We start from the raw sequence: 14,870 nt of genomic DNA on the forward strand, positions 1-14,870 counted from the left end.
GGTCGTCTCCGTGCGGAAACGGACGGTGAAGCCCCTCCTCCCTGCCCTGCCACCTCGTCTCCCCTCGTTGCTGCCCCCGCTTCTGCTGGCGGTCTCTCTCTGCTCCTTCGCCGCCCTGTGCCTGCTGCAAGGCGCCCCGATGGCCGATCTGCTGGTCTACCGGGCCGAGGGCGCCGCCGCCTCCCACGGCGGCGACCTGTACGGCCTCACGGCGACCCCCTGGCGGCTGCCGGCGACCTATCCGCCCTTCGCCGCGGCCCTGTTCGTCCCGACGACCTGGATTCCGGTGGCGGCCCTGAAGGCGGTCTTCCTGGCGGGCAACGCGCTCCTGCTCGCCGGACTCGTCTCCCTCTCCGCCCGGCTCGCCTCCCACCCGCGACCGCTGCCACCGCACCGGTCCCCGCCACCCCACCTGCCCCTGCCCCCGCCCCTGCTCTGCGCGGCCACCGCCCTGGCTCTCTGGCTCGAACCGGTCTTCCAGACCCTCCTCTTCGGCCAGATCAACCTCGCCGTCACCTGCCTGGTCCTGTGGGACCTGACCCGCCCCCCGGGCGCCCGGGGGAAGGGCCTGGCCCTGGGCCTCGCGACCGGCGTCAAACTCACCCCGGCGATCTTCATCGCCTACCTGCTGCTGAGGGGCCGCACCCGCGAGGCGGCCACGGCGACGGCCGCCTTCACCGCGACCGTCGTGCTCGGCACCCTGCTGCTCCCCGCCGCGAGCGTCGAGTACTGGACGCGGCGGCTCTACGAGACCGGCCGGGTGGGCAAGGCGTGGATCGTGGACAACCAGTCCCTGCAGGGGCTGATCGCCCGCGCGCTGCACGACCCGGCGCCGGGGGCCTGCTGGATCCTCACGGCGGCGGCCGTGGGCGCGGCGGGCCTGTGTCTGGCTGCCCGCGCCCGGCAGGACCGCCACGGCATCCTCCTGACCGCGCTCACGGCCCTGCTGGTCTCCCCGATCAGCTGGTCCCACCACTGGGTGTGGTGCGTGCCCCTGCTCGCGGTGCTGCTGGCCGACGGCCGGCCGCGCCTCGCGGCCGCGACGGCGGCCGTCTTCACCGCCCGCACACTCTGGCTGGTGCCCCACCAGGGCGAGGGCGATCTGCGCCTGCCCTGGTGGCAGCAGCCACTGGCCTCGCCCTACCCGCTGCTGGGGCTCGCGCTACTGGCGGGCGCGGCGCTGACCTCCGCTCAGCCGGTGCCCTCGGCCAGGATCTCGTCGGCGTCGACGATCCGGTAGGAGTAGCCCTGCTCCGCCAGGAACCGCTGGCGGTGGGCGGCGAAGTCCTGGTCGATCGTGTCGCGGGCGACGACCGAGTAGAAGTGGGCCTGGTGGCCGTCGGCCTTGGGACGCAGGACGCGGCCGAGGCGCTGGGCCTCCTCCTGGCGGGAGCCGAAGGTGCCGGAGACCTGGATGGCGACCGTGGCCTCGGGCAGGTCGATGGAGAAGTTGGCGACCTTGGAGACGACCAGCACGCTGATCTCGCCCTCACGGAAGGCGTCGAAGAGCTTCTCGCGCTGCGCGTTGGAGGTCTCGCCCTTGATGACCGGGGCGTCCAGGTGCTCGCCCAGCTCGTCGAGCTGGTCGATGTACTGGCCGATCACGAGGATCTGCTGCCCGGCGAACCGGCGCACGATCGCCTCCGTGACCTTCCGCTTGGTCGCGGTGGTGGCGCAGAAGCGGTACTTCTCCTCCGTCTCGGCGGTCGCGTACGCCAGCCGCTCGGATTCGGTCAGGTTGACGCGGACCTCGACGCAGTCGGCCGGCGCGATGTAGCCCTGCGCCTCGATCTCCTTCCAGGGCGCGTCGAACCGCTTGGGCCCGATGAGCGAGAACACGTCGGACTCGCGGCCGTCCTCGCGCACCAGGGTCGCGGTGAGTCCCAGCCGCCGGCGTGCCTGGAGGTCGGCGGTGAACTTGAAGACGGGGGCGGGCAGCAGGTGCACCTCGTCGTACACGATGAGCCCCCAGTCCCGGGAGTCGAACAGCTCCAGGTGCGGGTAGACGCCCTTCCGCCGGGTCGTCAGCACCTGGTAGGTGGCGATGGTGACCGGGCGGATCTCCTTCCTGGTCCCGCTGTACTCGCCGATCTCGTCCTCGGTCAGTGAGGTCCGCTTCACCAGCTCGTGCTTCCACTGCCGGGCCGAGACGGTGTTGGTGACCAGGATCAGGGTGGTGGACTTGGCCTGGGCCATCGATCCGGCGCCGACCAGCGTCTTCCCGGCGCCGCAGGGCAGCACGACCACACCGCTGCCGCCGTGCCAGAAGTTCTCCACGGCCTGCTTCTGGTACGGGCGCAGCGCCCAGGTGTCCTCCAGCAGCTCGATCGGGTGCGCCTCGCCGTCCACGTACCCGGCGAGGTCCTCGGCCGGCCAGCCCAGCTTCAGCAGGGTCTGCTTGATCTGCCCGCGCTCGGAGGGGTGCACGACGACGGTGTCCGGGTCGATGCGGGAGCCGACCAGCGGGGTGACCCGCTTGGACTTCAGCACCTCCTCCAGCACCGGGCGGTCGGTGGTCGTGAGCACGAGCCCGTGCGCGGGGTGCTTGGAGAGGGTGAGGCGGCCGTACCGGTCCATCGTCTCGGCGATGTCCACGAGCAGCGCGTGCGGCACCGGGTAGCGGCTGTACTGCACCAGCGCGTCCACGACCTGCTCGGCGTCGTGCCCCGCGGCCCGCGCGTTCCACAGGCCGAGCGGGGTGACCCGGTAGGTGTGGATGTGCTCCGGGGCCCGCTCCAGCTCGGCGAAGGGCGCGATGGCCCGACGGCACTCGTCGGCCCGCTCGTGGTCGACTTCCAGGAGCAGGGTTTTGTCCGACTGGACGATAAGCGGTCCGTTCACCTACGCACTTCCCTTCCGCACGGCCAAACGTCCAGTGTGCCCTACTGGCGGGTGATCGCGGCGGGGTCGCCCGCAACCCCCGGCGCCCGCCGCGGGTCTTCACGTGCGGGTGCGGCGCGGGGGCGCGGCCCGGTGAGGAGGTCGGGGTGATGACGGTGGGCAGGTGGGGGACCGGTCTGGCGGCCACGGGGGTGCTGGTGGCGACCGGGGTGTGGGCGATGGGGCCGGGCGCCGACGGCGCTCGCGGGCGGGCGGGGGTCGACGAGCGGCTGTGGAGCGCGGTGCGGCCTGTGATCGAGGCCCGGCTGGTGGCCGATTCCCGCGGTGGCGGCTACGGGGAGGCGGTGCCCGGGTTCCGGGCGCGGTGGTTCTGCCGGGCGCAGGCACAGGACCTGGAGGAGCGGGACGGCCTGGTACGGGCGGGAGTGAGCACGCTGTGCCTGGAGTACGGGGTGCGGGCGGGCGCGCTGCTGGAGTGCGGCGGCGCCCAGGGCCCCCAGGTGCTGCGGCTGCGGCGCGACACGGGTGCCGCCGGCGGCTACCGCGTGGTCTCCGCGCAGCGCCCACCGGACGGCGCGGGCTACGCCCAGTGGGTGGACGCCCACTTCGACCGGGAGACGGCCGCTGACGACTCGCCGCCGACCAGCACCCTGGAGGCCACCGCCCGCACCCACTTCGGCCTGCCCGCGAACGCACCGGTACGGACCTGCTGACCGGCTGCTTCGCCGATCGGCCGGCCCCTTGGGATGAGGCCCGCCTCGACCGCCCGGCCGATGCGGGCACCGGTGCCGGTGACCCGGTGCGGCCCGGTGTCCCGGAGGTCGCCGCTCGTCCGCGCCTCGCGCCGGGGTGCCCGTGAGGGCTCCCGCGGTCACTCCTCCAGTTCGGCGACGCCCGTGATGCGGTGCAGGGGGTAGGTGCGTACCTCGTCGGCCGTGTGGTCGTAGGCCGTGACGAAGCCGCCCTCGACCCGGATCGGGGCGATCACCCGCTGGCTGGCGCTGCCCTCGGCGTTGACGTAGCCGATCCACAGGGCCTCGCCGGTCAGCACGGCGGCCTGCACGGTGGCCAGGGTCTCGGCGGAGCCGGTGCGCGGCAGCTCGCCCGGGGCCGGAGTGGCGCCGGTGGTCCTGCGTGGGGCGGTGGCGGCCAGGTCGCCCGCCCGGATCGCCCGGATCGCCGCCGTGAGCAGCGTGGCGTCCGGCGGCGGCGGGCCGTCCGGCACCGGCTCGGGCGCCGTGCGCGGCGGGGTGCGGCGGGCGTGGGCGCGGGCGATGAGCACGTCCCCCTCGGCGGACTCCGCCGCCGGCGCGTACCCCATCGCGCGCAGCCCCTCCAGCAGCGCCGCCGGGTCCGCCTGGGTGGCGAGGACGGTCGGCGCCAGCCGCCGCAGCCGCAGGGCGGCCGACCGCTTGTCGGCCAGGATCTCGTTCAGCACGGCGTCGTCGTCGCAGCGCACGTACGCGGAGGCCGCGCCCACCCGCAGATGGCCGTGCCTGCGGGCCACGTCGTCGACGAGGTAGGCCAGCGGCTGCGGGACCGGTGTACGGGAGTGCGCGGTGAGGAAGGCGTGCAGGTCGGTGGCGGTCCGCCCGGCGTCCAGCGCGCGGCGCACCGAGGCCGGGGTGAAGCGGTAGACGGTCGCCCCGCCCTTGGACTCGACGTCCGCGAGGACCCCGAGCGTCTCGGCGAGCGGCCGCCGCAGCGGGCCCGGGGCCACCGCCGTGAGGTCGGCCTGGAGCAGCACGTGGTCCAGGGGCTCGGGCAGCAGCGGTGCTAGGAGCCGGGCGGCGGCGCCGGCGGCGACGGCCTGCTCGGCGGCGGTCAGCGGCTCGGCCGGGGCGGCCGGGCGGTGGTGGACGGGCAGCTTGTCACCGGGACCGGAGGACTCCGCCCCCGACGCCGCCTGCTCGGCCGCGGCCGAGCCCAGCAGCGCCCGGCCGTGCGCGGCCAGCGCACCGCGCCCGGTGATCCCGAGCAGTTCCGCCTCGGCGAGGGTCCAGCGGGCGAGCCGGGAACGCAGATCCTCGTCGTCGCCCGGCCGGGGACCGCGCAGCGGCCGCTCCCAGCGCAGCCGGGCCAGGATCGCCTCGGCCGACGGCGCCGCGCCCGCCGGGAGCCCGGCCAGCAGGGTCAGCACCCGGTGCCGTACCTCGGGCGCGGCGGACCGGTCGAGTCCCGGGCCCAGTGCGGACAACGTACGGTCCTTGGCGTCCCGTCCGCCGATCAGCCCCGGCGTCCGGGTGGCCGTCAGCCAGGCGTGGGCCAGCCGGGCCCAGCGTTCGGCGGGGGGCTGTTCCAGCCATTCGTCGTGGGCGGGCGTGGCCGCGTACCGCTCGTCGGCCTCGCCGTCGGAGGCGAGCAGCCCGGCCGCGTAGGCCAGCTCGGTCCAGAACGCGGCGACCGGCTCGGACACGTCGAGGGCGACGGCGGTCCGCTTCAGGTCCCGCACGCTGAGACCGCCGGCCCGCAGTACGGCGGGGCCGCCCTCGTCCCAGTCCTTCAGCAGCTCCTCGACCGTGGCCAGCGCGGTGTACGCCTGTGCGGCCGCGGTGGCGTCCACCACCTGCGCCCCGTGCGTGGCGGCCGGCTCCACGGCGGGCGGCCGCGGCTCGGGCGCGCGGTGGGCGCGGCCCTCGCGCAGGTGCAGCGCCACCTCGCGGGGCAGCACCACGGTCCCGGGCGCGGTCGGCAGCAGCAGGCCGCGGTCCAGCAGCCAGCGCAGATGCGTCGCCGGGTCCGGGGTGACCTGACCGTACGGCGGACCCCACACCAGCCGGGACAGCACCTCCAGCGAGGCGTCCGGCGCCTGGGCGAGCAGCTTGGACATCTTCCGGCGGTCGGTGAACAGGGCGGTCAGCGCCGTCACCGCGGAGACCGAGTCGTGCGTGGAGGGCAGCCCGGCGCAGGTGACGATCTCCTGGATCCGCCCCGGCGACATGCCCGAGGTGGCCTCCTGCACGCTCGGGCCGAGCCCGGTGGGCGAGGGGTGCTGCGCGGAGGGCGCCAGCAGCTCCTGCGCGGTGCGCACCAGCCGCAGCCGGTCGTCGTCGCCCCACACCAGTGCCTGTTCGCGCAGGACGGCGACGGCGCGGGGCAGCGCGGCCGCCACGGCGGCGTCACCCGCGTCCCCCGCCATGAGGCCGAGCAGCGTTCCGTACGACGCCGGATCCGGGGCCACCGCCAGTGCCTCGGCCGTCTGCAGGGCGAACCGGTCCAGCCGTTCCAGCGCGCGCAGCACCGAGGCGCGGGTGCCGGCGCGGGTGGCCAGCTGGGTGAGGTCGGTGGGGACGGGGGTGATGAGATCGGGGCGGCTGCGCAGCAGCGCGGCCAGCGAGGCGTCGTCCCTCATGCGAAGCGATTCGGCGAGGGAACGGGGGGCTGAGTTGGCCTCGGGGCTCATCTGACCCACGTTAGCGGGTGCCGTGCCGAACGCCGGGCGGGCTGTTCGACGCCGGTCTGCGCTACCTTCCTCAACGGGTTTCATCGGCAAGGGGTTTCATCGGCGTCGCCCCGGAGGGGTTCCGTGGGGATCGAGAGTGATCAGGTCGTCTACGAGTATCTGAGCCGCGTCGGGGACGTGGCTCAGCAACGGCAGTTGCCGTCGTCCACCCGGATGCGGCTGGTGTCGCGACTGCGGGACGAGATCGACCGGCACCGGGCCCGGACGCCGGTGGACAGTCCGGCCGCCGTGCGCCGCATCCTGGACCGGCTCGGCACGCCGGACGAGGTGGTCGAGGCCGCGGGCGGCACCGCGGCGGCCCCGCAGCCGCCGGTCACCGCCGTGCCCGTGCAGCGCGAGCCGGAAACGGAGGAGCGGCGCAAGGGGCTGCGCCGGGTCGTACCGCGGCCGCGCCCCGCCGAACCGGAGCCGCCCGCCCCGCGCCCGGGCGCCTCACCGCCGCACCTGGCCGCCGCGCACGAGCTGGGGGACAGCGCGACGCGGCCGGACTGGATGGGGGTGCCCCCGGGCGAGCGTGTTCGAGACTGGGGGAGGGTGGACGACAGCCCGTTCGGCACCGCGGCCGGTGACGCCGTACCGGGCTTCGTGGGCGGTGTGGAAATCCCCGACCTGCTCAAACGCCCCCCGAAGGACCCGGGGGAGACGGACCGCCCCGCCTCGCAGGAGGCACAGGAGGCACAGGAGGCGAAGGAGACGCGGGAGGCGGTCGAGGAGGCCCCGGCCCCCGCGCGCCGCCGCCTGCTCCCGCTTCCCCGCCGGGCCGCCGGCTGGACCAACCCGCTCCTGCTGCTGGCCGCCGCCGCGCTGGTCGCGGGCGCCGTGCTCGGCAACTGGTTCGCCCTGCTCCTCGGCTGGCTGATCGCCTACGGCTCCCGGCGCCTGACCCCGGCCGAGACCAAGTGGGCGGTACTGGTGCTGCCCGGCTCGGCGGCGGTGGCGGGCCTGGTCTGGCTGTGGGGCAGGAACACCGGCCGCTGGGGCGACCCCATCGCCCGGGGCCACATGAACGACGCCCTCACCCAGACCTGGCCCTGGGTGGTCCGGGGCGCGGCAGTGGCCTCGGCCCTGTACCTGGTCTGGCGCTCCCAGCGCTCCCGCTGAGGAACCGCGGCCCGCACCCGCACCCGAACGGCCGGGCCCGCCCGGGCACAATGACGCCCATGACTCTCACCGTCGGCTTCGACCTGGACATGACCCTCATAGACTCCCGCCCCGGCATCCGCGCCTGCTACCTCGCGCTGTCGGAGCGGACGGGCACGTACATCGACGCCGACCTCGCGGTGACCCGGCTGGGCCCGCCGCTCGCGGAGGAGCTGATCAACTGGTTCCCGGCGGAGCACGTCGCCGCGATGGCCGCCCTGTACCGGGAGATGTACCCGACGACCGCGATCACCACGACCCCCGCCATGGCCGGGGCCCGGCAGGCGATGGAGGCGGTGCGGGCGGCCGGCGGGCGGACGATGGTGGTCACGGCGAAGTACGAGCCGAACGCCAAGCTGCACCTCGCCCACCTGGGCCTGGAACCGGACGTGGTGGTCGGGGACCTGTGGGCCGAACAGAAGGCGCGGGCCCTGCGCGAGCACGGCGCGCGGGTGTACGTCGGCGACCACGTGGGTGACGTCCGCGGCGCCCGTACGGCGGGCGCGCTGTCCGTGGCCGTGGCCACCGGCCCCTGCGACGGGGACGAACTGCGCGCCGCCGGGGCGGACGTCGTGCTCGACGACCTCGCCGCGTTCCCCGCCTGGCTGGCCGGCTACCGCGAGGCGCCCGGGGCGGCCTCCCTGGCCTGACGGCGCCCGGCGGCGACGGAGCGCAGTATCCCCGCGCCGGCGATCAGGAAGCCGACGGCCATGAGCATGCTCAAGCCGAACATGAACGTCGGGAAGGGCTTGGTGCCGAGGAGCAGCGGGGCCACGGTGACGAGAGTGGCCAGTGCTCCGACGAAGAACACGATGACACCGGCGCGGATCAGTCGGTCACCGGGTCCGGCGGAATTCGGTTGGGTTTTGTCACGCACCGGACCAGGGTAGTTCCCAGCGCGAGAGAACAACCGGGGGACGTCTTGTCACCCGCCCGAACACCATTAGCCTTGGTTGCGGCGGGTCATGGTCGACCCGCTCTCTGCTGTCAGAAGCCTTTTCCGAGCAGTTTTCCCGACGAGTACGAGGACGAGGACAGACGTGCCCACCGGCAAGGTCAAGTGGTTCAACAGTGAGAAGGGCTTCGGCTTTCTCTCCCGCGACGACGGCGGTGACGTCTTCGTCCATTCCTCGGTTCTTCCCGCCGGAGTGGATGCGCTCAAGCCGGGACAGCGGGTGGAGTTCGGTGTCGTCGCCGGTCAGCGCGGCGACCAGGCGCTCTCGGTGACCGTGCTCGACCCGGCGCCCTCGGTCGCGGCGGCCCAGCGCAGGAAGCCCGACGAGCTGGCCTCGATCGTGCAGGACCTGACGACCCTGCTGGAGAACATCACGCCGGGCCTGGAGCGGGGCCGCTACCCGGAGAAGACCTCCGGCAAGAAGATCGCCGGCCTGCTGCGCGCGGTCGCCGACCAGCTCGACGTCTGACCCGGACCCGGGGCCTGCCGAGCGGACCCCGGTCCCGCGGCACGCCCCCTAGGGGAACGCGAGCGCGTCCGGACCGAGGGGCGGTACGAGCCCCTCGGCCGCCGCGCGGGTGAGCAGCCCGCGGATCGCCGCGTAGCCGTCCTCGCCGAGGGCGGCGGTGAACTCGTTCACGTAGAGCCCGATGTGCTGGTCCGCGACGGCCGGGTCCATCTCCTGGGCGTGCTCCATCACGTACGGCCGGGACGCCTGCGGGTCGTCCCAGGCGGCCTGCACGGAGGCGCGCACGGACTCGGCGAGCCGGCCGAGCGTGTCCGCGCCCAGCGACCGCTTGGCGATGATCGCGCCCAGCGGGATCGGCAGCCCGGTCGTGCGCTCCCAGTGCTCGCCCATGTCGGCGAGCTTGTGCAGCCCGTAGTTCTGGTAGGTGAAGCGCGCCTCGTGGATGACGAGCCCCGCGTCGACCTTGCCGTCCCGCACGGCCGGCATGATCTCGTGGAACGGCATGACGACGATCTCGCCGACACCACCGGACAGGGTGTCCGCGGCCCACAGCCGGAACAGCAGGTAGGCGGTGGACTTCTCGCTCGGCACCGCGACCGTACGGCCCGTCAGGTCCGCACCCTCCTCGCGGGTCAGCACCAGCGGACCGCAGCCCCGGCCCAGCGCCCCGCCGCACGGCAGCAGCGCGTACTCCTCCAGGACGTACGGCAGCACCGCGTACGACACCTTCAGCACGTCGAACTCGCCGCGCTCGGCCATGCCGTTGGTGATGTCGATGTCGGCGAAGGTCACGTCCAGCGCCGGTGCGCCGGGGACGCGGCCGTGCGCGAGGGCGTCGAAGACGAAGGTGTCGTTCGGGCAGGGCGAGTACGCGATCTGCAGCTCAGCGGTCATGCGGGTTCCAACTCTCCAGTACGGGCGTGAGCTTCCCGAAGCCCTCGGTGAGGGCGGCGAGGGCTTCACCGATGCGCCAGGCGGCGCGGTCGCGCGGGCCGACCGGGTTGGACACCGCGCGGATCTCCAGCACGGGCACGCCGTGCGCGGTGGCCGCCTCCGCCACGCCGAACCCTTCCATGCCCTCGGCGAGGGCCCGGGGGTGACGGGCGCGCAGCTCGGCGGCGCGGGCGGCGGTGCCGGTCACGGTGGAGACGGTGAGGACGGTGCCGGCGCGTGCGCCGGCGGCCTGGGAAATTCCTCGTACGAGTGATTCCGGCGGCCGGTGGGTGACGGTTCCGAAGCCGAGTTCGGTGACCGGGAGGAAGCCGTCGGCGGTCTGGGCGCCCAGATCGGCCACCGTGATCTCGTCGGCGACGACGAGCGAGCCGAGCGGCGCCTCGGGCGGGAAGCCGCCGCCGATCCCGGCGGACACCACGAGGTCGTAGGGCGTCCCGGCGAGTGCCGCGGCGGTCAGCGCGGTGGCCGTGGAGGCGGCGGCGAGGGCCGGTCCGACACCCGCGGCCAGCAGGTCGTGGCCGCCCGGGACCCGCACGAGTCCGGCGCCCGGCAGCCGCACCGCGACGGTCTCGCCGGGGAACGCGCCCGCCACCGCGTCCCGTTCGGCCGGGACGGCGGTGGCGACGAGGAAGCGGGCGGAAGGCGTGGTCAGTCCGCCTTCTTCACCTTGAAGGACCACAGGCCCTTGGGCGGGTTGGCGCCCATCTGGACGGACACGGTGTTGGTGTCGCCCTGGGTGCCGTACTGCTGGTTGAAGAACGCGTTGTACGGGAGGGTGCGGGTGGTCAGGTGGCTGGACTCGGAGAACGGGTTGCCGTTCACCAGGATCGTCCAGCCGGCGTCCGCGATCTTCGGGTCGACGCCGAAGCGGACCTCCTGGTCCTGGCCCACCTCGATGGACTTGACGTCCTTGGCGTTCTTCGCGCACTTCGCCACCGACTTGGCGTCCAGCGCCTTGCCGTCGTTGTAGCAGAGCGCCTCCGAGTTGACCGAGTTCCGGCCAACGGTGACGGTCGCGACGGGCGTCGGCTTGTCGCAGGCCGACAGGACGAGCAGTCCGGCGGTAACGGCGCCGGCGGCGGCGACGGCGCGGCGGCGTCGCACAGCACGTGTTACATCAGCGGCTTCGCCGCGGGGCAGCGTGGTCATGGCCGAAGGCTATCGGGCACCTGTAGCCGTCCGCCCACGTGGGGTACGGCGTGCCCGGTTCGTTACGCCACTCGCGCCCTGGTCCGGCCGCCGTGCCGGGCCGAGGCGAGCAGCCCGCGCAGCGTGCCCAGCCAGCCGACGGCCACGAACGCGGCGGCCACGGCGAGGCCCAGGGTGCCGTTGAGCGGCATCACGATGCCCACCGCGCCGCCGAACACCCACGCCATCTGCAGCAGTGTCTCGGACCGGGCGAACGCCGAGGTGCGCACCTGCTCCGGCACGTCCCGCTGGATCAGCGCGTCCAGCGACAGCTTGGCCAGCGCCTGGGCGAACCCGGCGACGGCGGCCAGGCAGGCCACGAGGAACGCCCCGAAGAACACGGCGGCCACGACGGCCGTGCCGAGCGCCACCGCGACGACCGTCACGATGATGATCTCGGGCGCCTTGGACTTCAGCCAGGCGCCCACCGCCGTGCCGAGCGCGTTGCCCGCCCCGGCCGAGACGCCGACTATGCCCAGGGAGACCGCCGCGCTCTCACCGGTCAGCGGGTGCTCGCGCAGCAGGAAGGCGAGGAAGAAGATCAGGAAGCCGGACAGGCAGCGCAGCGCGGCGTTGGCGGCCAGGGCGTGCGTGACGGCGGGCCCGACGGTCCGCAGCCCCGGCCGCTTGGTCTGCTGCTTGCGCCGCGGCCCGTGCAGATGCTGTTCGTCGGCCGCGAGCAGTGCCACGTCCTCGCCCTTGGCGGAGTCGACCTTGGGCGGCAGCGAGAAGGACAGGAACGTCCCTGCGACGAAGATCACGAACGCGCCGTACAGCGGCCAGGGATCGCCGAGCGCGTGCAGGCCCGCCCCGATGGGTGCGGCCACGCCGGTGGCCAGCAGACCGGCCAGGGTGACCCGGGAGTTCGCCTTCACCAGGGAGAAGGCGGGTGGCAGCAGCCGGGGCACGACCGCGCTGCGGACCACTCCGTAGGCCTTGGACGCGACGAGCACGCCCAGTGCCGCGGGATACAGCTCCAGGCTTCCGCTCGCCACGGCCCCCGAGATGATCAGCGCCAGCAGCGCCCGGGCCAGCATCGCCCCGGCCATCGCGGCCCGGCGGCCGTGCGGCAGCCGGTCCAGCAGGGGCCCGATGACGGGTGCCAGCACGGTGAACGGGGCCATGGTGATGGCCAGATAGAGCGCGACACGCCCGCGGGCCTCGTCGGTCGGCACCGAGAAGAACACCGTCGACGCGAGGGCGACCGTGATCATGACGTCCCCGGCGCCGTTCACCGCGTGCAGCTCGATCAGCTTGCCGAGGCCCGACTCGCCCGCGCCGTGCGCGTGCGTGACCTTGCGGATGCCGCGCGCGGTGCCGGTCACGGGAAAGTGCAGGGCACGGCCGACCGCGCGGACGGCACCGCCGACCCGGCCCGAACCGCCACCCCGAACGCTGCCCCTGTCCGTGGCTGCCACGTCGTTCATAGTGCCCCGAGACCCCGCCCGATAGTGCGGTTTGAATTCAAGCGAGTCGGCCGGCCCGTCGGCGGCAGCCGGGCGCCGGGCGGCCCGCCACCCGAACACCCCATGACGGACACCGGCTCCCGGACCGGTCGTTTTTCGGCCATCCGGGCCGTTCGCCGGGGCCGGTTCTCGGCCAACCGGCACGCGCGGCCGGTCGGGAAACATCGCCGGGCAGCGGCGGACTGTCCCCGACCACCGACGACCGGGTAGCGTGCGTATCTCAGCCATAACGCAGAATGGATGGCAGAGGTGCGCCCGAGCGCGATCGGATGCGGACGTCGATGCGGCCCCCAGGTCCGCTCCGTCCCCCCAACCGCCGGAGGCAGCCGCACTCATTGCAGACGGCGTAGGAGAGAAGCGATACCTGTGAGCGCAGCGACAACGCGAAGCCGCACCCCCGACCGTCTGTGCGCCGAGGCAGTCGACCTCGCCCGCGCCGCCGCCGAGGAGGCCGCCGCACCCGGAGTGGTGGGCGAGCACGTCGGCCTGGTGTCGGAGGGCGACCGTGTTGTCACGCACTTCTTCGAGTGCAAGGAGATGGGCTACCGGGGCTGGCGCTGGGCCGCGACGGTCGCCCGGGCCTCCCGTGCCAAGATCGTGACCTTGGACGAGGTGGTCCTGCTCCCCGGCCCCGACGCCCTCCTGGCCCCCGAGTGGGTGCCGTGGAGCGAGCGCCTGCGCCCCGGCGACCTCGGCCCCGGTGACCTGCTCCCCACCGACCAGGAGGACCTGCGCCTGGAGCCCGGCTACACGGGCGAGGAGGAGCCCCCGCCGAACTCGATCGTGTCCGGGGAGATGGCGGAACTGGCGGAGGCCGAGGACGCGGAGGTCTCTCCCGGCGCTCCGGCCGTCCAGTCCACGACGCCCGTCCGCGGCTCGATCGCCTCGGTGGCGGAGGAACTGGGCATGCGGCGCGCGCGGGTGCTCTCCCGCTACGGCCTGCATGTCGCGGCCGACCGCTGGGAGGAGTCGTTCGGCTCCCAGACCCCGATGGCCCAGGCGGCTCCGGCCACCTGTGTGAGCTGCGGGTTCCTCACCCCGATCGGCGGCTCGCTCGGCCAGGCCTTCGGTGTCTGCGCGAACGAGTTCTCCCCGGCCGACGGCCGGGTGGTCTCCCTGTCCTACGGCTGCGGCGGCCACTCCGAGGCGGCCGTCATGCCGAAGACCCCGCAGCCGCCGCCGCCGGTCGTCGACGAGACCCGGATCGACGTCTTCCCGCTCCGCCCGGCCCGCGACTCGGGCTCGGTCCCGGAGGCGGGTGACGCGGAGACCGCGGACCTCGGCCACTCCTGAGAACGGGGGCGTCGTGCGGGTGGGGGTGCGCGGGCGTGCCGTCCGGTGGATCACGTTCGGGGCGATCGCGTTCGGTTCGCTGTTCCTGATCGTCGGGCTGATCCTGACGGGCGTGTCGGTCTCGTTCCTGTCCGGGGCGAAGCACGCCCGGGGCACGGTGGTCGCGCTGGAGTGGCGCGAGGACCACAGCGGCTCCCGCAGGAAGCGGGCGCACGACGGACCCGTGGCGTACCCGGTGGTCGCGTTCACCTCGGCCGACGGCGAGCGGCGGACGTTCCGGAGTTCCTTCGGCTCCAATCCGCCGTCGTACGAGAAGGGTGAGCACGTCGAGGTCCTCTACGACGCCGGCTCCCCGGACGACGCGCGGATCAAGGGCTTCGCCTCGCTGTGGCTGCTGCCGCTGATCTTCGGCGGCATCGGCCTGGTCTTCGCCGGCGTCGGCACGACCGTCGCCCTGGTGACACGGCGCCGCTCCCGCTGAGTTCCGGTCGCGGGCCCGGCGCGGGTCAGTCGCCGTAGAGCGGCAGGTTCTCCGACGAGATGGTCCAGTCGGCGATGGTGACGTCCTCGCCGTAGACGAAGTCCTTGCGGGTCGCGTAGCGCGGCCCGTCGGGGGTGGAGTGGATGTCGGTGAGGACGGTGCCGGTGCCGGTGCGGGGGTCGAAGATCGCGTAGACCGGGATGCCGAGGAGCGGGTAGTCGCGCGTCTTGCCGACCCAGTCGTTGTCCGGGTTGGAACGCGATGCGACCTCGATCGCGGCGATCAGCGTGCGCGGGTCGAACGACCCGCCCCCCTCCATGTCGGCCTCTGCGATCACCATGACGTCGGGGCGCCGCATGATGCCTTCCGGCTCGTCCTCCACGTCCGGTTCACCGGTGTGGGCCACGATCTCCTCGGGCATCACCTTCTCCAGGCGTTTCCGAAGCCGCAGCACGGTGAGTTCGTGCGGCCTGACGGGCGCCATCATGTCGTGGACGATCCCTTCCTTGGTGATCTCGAACTTGCCGGGAATGGTGTCGTCCATCGACTCGATGAGGTCACGCATGGCCCGGTAGACGTGGTCGGCACCCCGTCGCTCGCTGTCCGGTGCGATGGTCATG

At 73.8% G+C, this 14,870-nt stretch carries 15 protein-coding genes; 7 read left to right on the forward strand and 8 right to left on the reverse strand.

Annotated features, from left to right (window positions below; all coding sequences use genetic code 11):
- Positions 1 to 46 precede the first annotated feature (46 nt).
- A complete protein-coding gene (locus tag ACWCPN_RS07875) occupies positions 47 to 1,240 on the forward strand; it encodes a glycosyltransferase 87 family protein (protein ID WP_451203811.1) in 1,194 nt (397 codons plus the stop codon).
- Here ACWCPN_RS07875 and ACWCPN_RS07880 read toward each other — a convergent pair.
- Positions 1,192 to 2,841 (reverse strand): DNA repair helicase XPB, encoded by a 1,650-nt coding sequence (locus ACWCPN_RS07880; RefSeq protein WP_451203324.1) that lies wholly within the window; start codon positions 2,839 to 2,841, stop codon positions 1,192 to 1,194. The genes ACWCPN_RS07875 and ACWCPN_RS07880 overlap by 49 nt on opposite strands.
- A gap of 149 nt (positions 2,842 to 2,990) precedes the next feature.
- Here ACWCPN_RS07880 and ACWCPN_RS07885 point away from each other — a divergent pair, with 149 nt between their 5' ends.
- Positions 2,991 to 3,554 carry a hypothetical protein gene (locus tag ACWCPN_RS07885; protein WP_451203326.1) on the forward strand — a complete coding sequence of 188 codons (564 nt, stop codon included), beginning with the start codon at positions 2,991 to 2,993 and terminating at the stop codon, positions 3,552 to 3,554.
- 158 nt (positions 3,555 to 3,712) lie between these two features.
- On the opposite strand, the gene ACWCPN_RS07890 is transcribed toward ACWCPN_RS07885, so the two are convergent.
- The gene (locus tag ACWCPN_RS07890) at positions 3,713 to 6,244 is read right to left on the reverse strand and encodes a helicase C-terminal domain-containing protein (protein WP_451203328.1); all 2,532 of its coding nucleotides are present in this window, start codon (positions 6,242 to 6,244) and stop codon (positions 3,713 to 3,715) included.
- 123 nt (positions 6,245 to 6,367) lie between these two features.
- On the opposite strand from ACWCPN_RS07890, the gene ACWCPN_RS07895 reads away from it, so the two are divergent.
- Positions 6,368 to 7,405, forward strand: a complete 1,038-nt coding sequence (locus ACWCPN_RS07895) for a hypothetical protein (protein ID WP_451203330.1) — start codon at positions 6,368 to 6,370, stop codon at positions 7,403 to 7,405.
- 50 nt (positions 7,406 to 7,455) lie between these two features.
- A complete protein-coding gene (locus ACWCPN_RS07900; protein ID WP_392295319.1) occupies positions 7,456 to 8,094 on the forward strand; it encodes an HAD family hydrolase in 639 nt (212 codons plus the stop codon).
- Here ACWCPN_RS07900 and ACWCPN_RS07905 read toward each other — a convergent pair.
- Positions 8,058 to 8,321 (reverse strand): hypothetical protein, encoded by a 264-nt coding sequence (locus tag ACWCPN_RS07905; protein WP_199210988.1) that lies wholly within the window; start codon positions 8,319 to 8,321, stop codon positions 8,058 to 8,060. The genes ACWCPN_RS07900 and ACWCPN_RS07905 overlap by 37 nt on opposite strands.
- 163 nt (positions 8,322 to 8,484) lie before the next feature.
- Here ACWCPN_RS07905 and ACWCPN_RS07910 point away from each other — a divergent pair, with 163 nt between their 5' ends.
- Positions 8,485 to 8,868, forward strand: coding sequence for a cold-shock protein (locus ACWCPN_RS07910; RefSeq protein ID WP_199210987.1), 384 nt, complete (start codon positions 8,485 to 8,487; stop codon positions 8,866 to 8,868).
- A gap of 48 nt (positions 8,869 to 8,916) precedes the next feature.
- On the opposite strand, the gene ACWCPN_RS07915 is transcribed toward ACWCPN_RS07910, so the two are convergent.
- From ACWCPN_RS07915 to ACWCPN_RS07930, 4 genes are all read right to left on the reverse strand, one after another.
- Entirely contained in the window at positions 8,917 to 9,762 is an 846-nt protein-coding gene (locus ACWCPN_RS07915; protein ID WP_451203333.1) for a 1,4-dihydroxy-6-naphthoate synthase, read from the reverse strand.
- Positions 9,752 to 10,501, reverse strand: a complete 750-nt coding sequence (locus ACWCPN_RS07920; RefSeq protein ID WP_451203335.1) for a futalosine hydrolase — start codon at positions 10,499 to 10,501, stop codon at positions 9,752 to 9,754. Before ACWCPN_RS07920 ends, ACWCPN_RS07915 begins: the two co-directional genes overlap by 11 nt.
- Positions 10,471 to 10,971, reverse strand: coding sequence for a DUF2771 domain-containing protein (locus ACWCPN_RS07925; protein ID WP_199210985.1), 501 nt, complete (start codon positions 10,969 to 10,971; stop codon positions 10,471 to 10,473). The genes ACWCPN_RS07920 and ACWCPN_RS07925 overlap by 31 nt, the downstream gene beginning before the upstream one ends.
- Before the next feature lie 62 nt (positions 10,972 to 11,033).
- Positions 11,034 to 12,437: an MFS transporter gene (locus ACWCPN_RS07930; RefSeq protein WP_199210984.1), complete on the reverse strand. Its 1,404-nt coding sequence runs from the start codon at positions 12,435 to 12,437 to the stop codon at positions 11,034 to 11,036.
- Between the two features lie 405 nt (positions 12,438 to 12,842).
- Here ACWCPN_RS07930 and ACWCPN_RS07935 point away from each other — a divergent pair, with 405 nt between their 5' ends.
- Both ACWCPN_RS07935 and ACWCPN_RS07940 read left to right on the forward strand, forming a co-directional pair.
- The gene (locus tag ACWCPN_RS07935; RefSeq protein WP_451203338.1) at positions 12,843 to 13,769 is read left to right on the forward strand and encodes a DUF3027 domain-containing protein; all 927 of its coding nucleotides are present in this window, start codon (positions 12,843 to 12,845) and stop codon (positions 13,767 to 13,769) included.
- Between the two features lie 25 nt (positions 13,770 to 13,794).
- Positions 13,795 to 14,250: a DUF3592 domain-containing protein gene (locus tag ACWCPN_RS07940; RefSeq protein WP_451203340.1), complete on the forward strand. Its 456-nt coding sequence runs from the start codon at positions 13,795 to 13,797 to the stop codon at positions 14,248 to 14,250.
- A 25-nt stretch (positions 14,251 to 14,275) separates the two neighbouring features.
- Here the strand turns inward: ACWCPN_RS07940 and ACWCPN_RS07945 are convergent, their stop codons facing one another.
- Positions 14,276 to 14,869, reverse strand: coding sequence for a Uma2 family endonuclease (locus tag ACWCPN_RS07945; RefSeq protein ID WP_451203342.1), 594 nt, complete (start codon positions 14,867 to 14,869; stop codon positions 14,276 to 14,278).
- Between the last annotated feature and the right edge of the window lies 1 nt (position 14,870).

Source organism: Streptomyces sp. NPDC002386 (assembly GCF_053593175.1).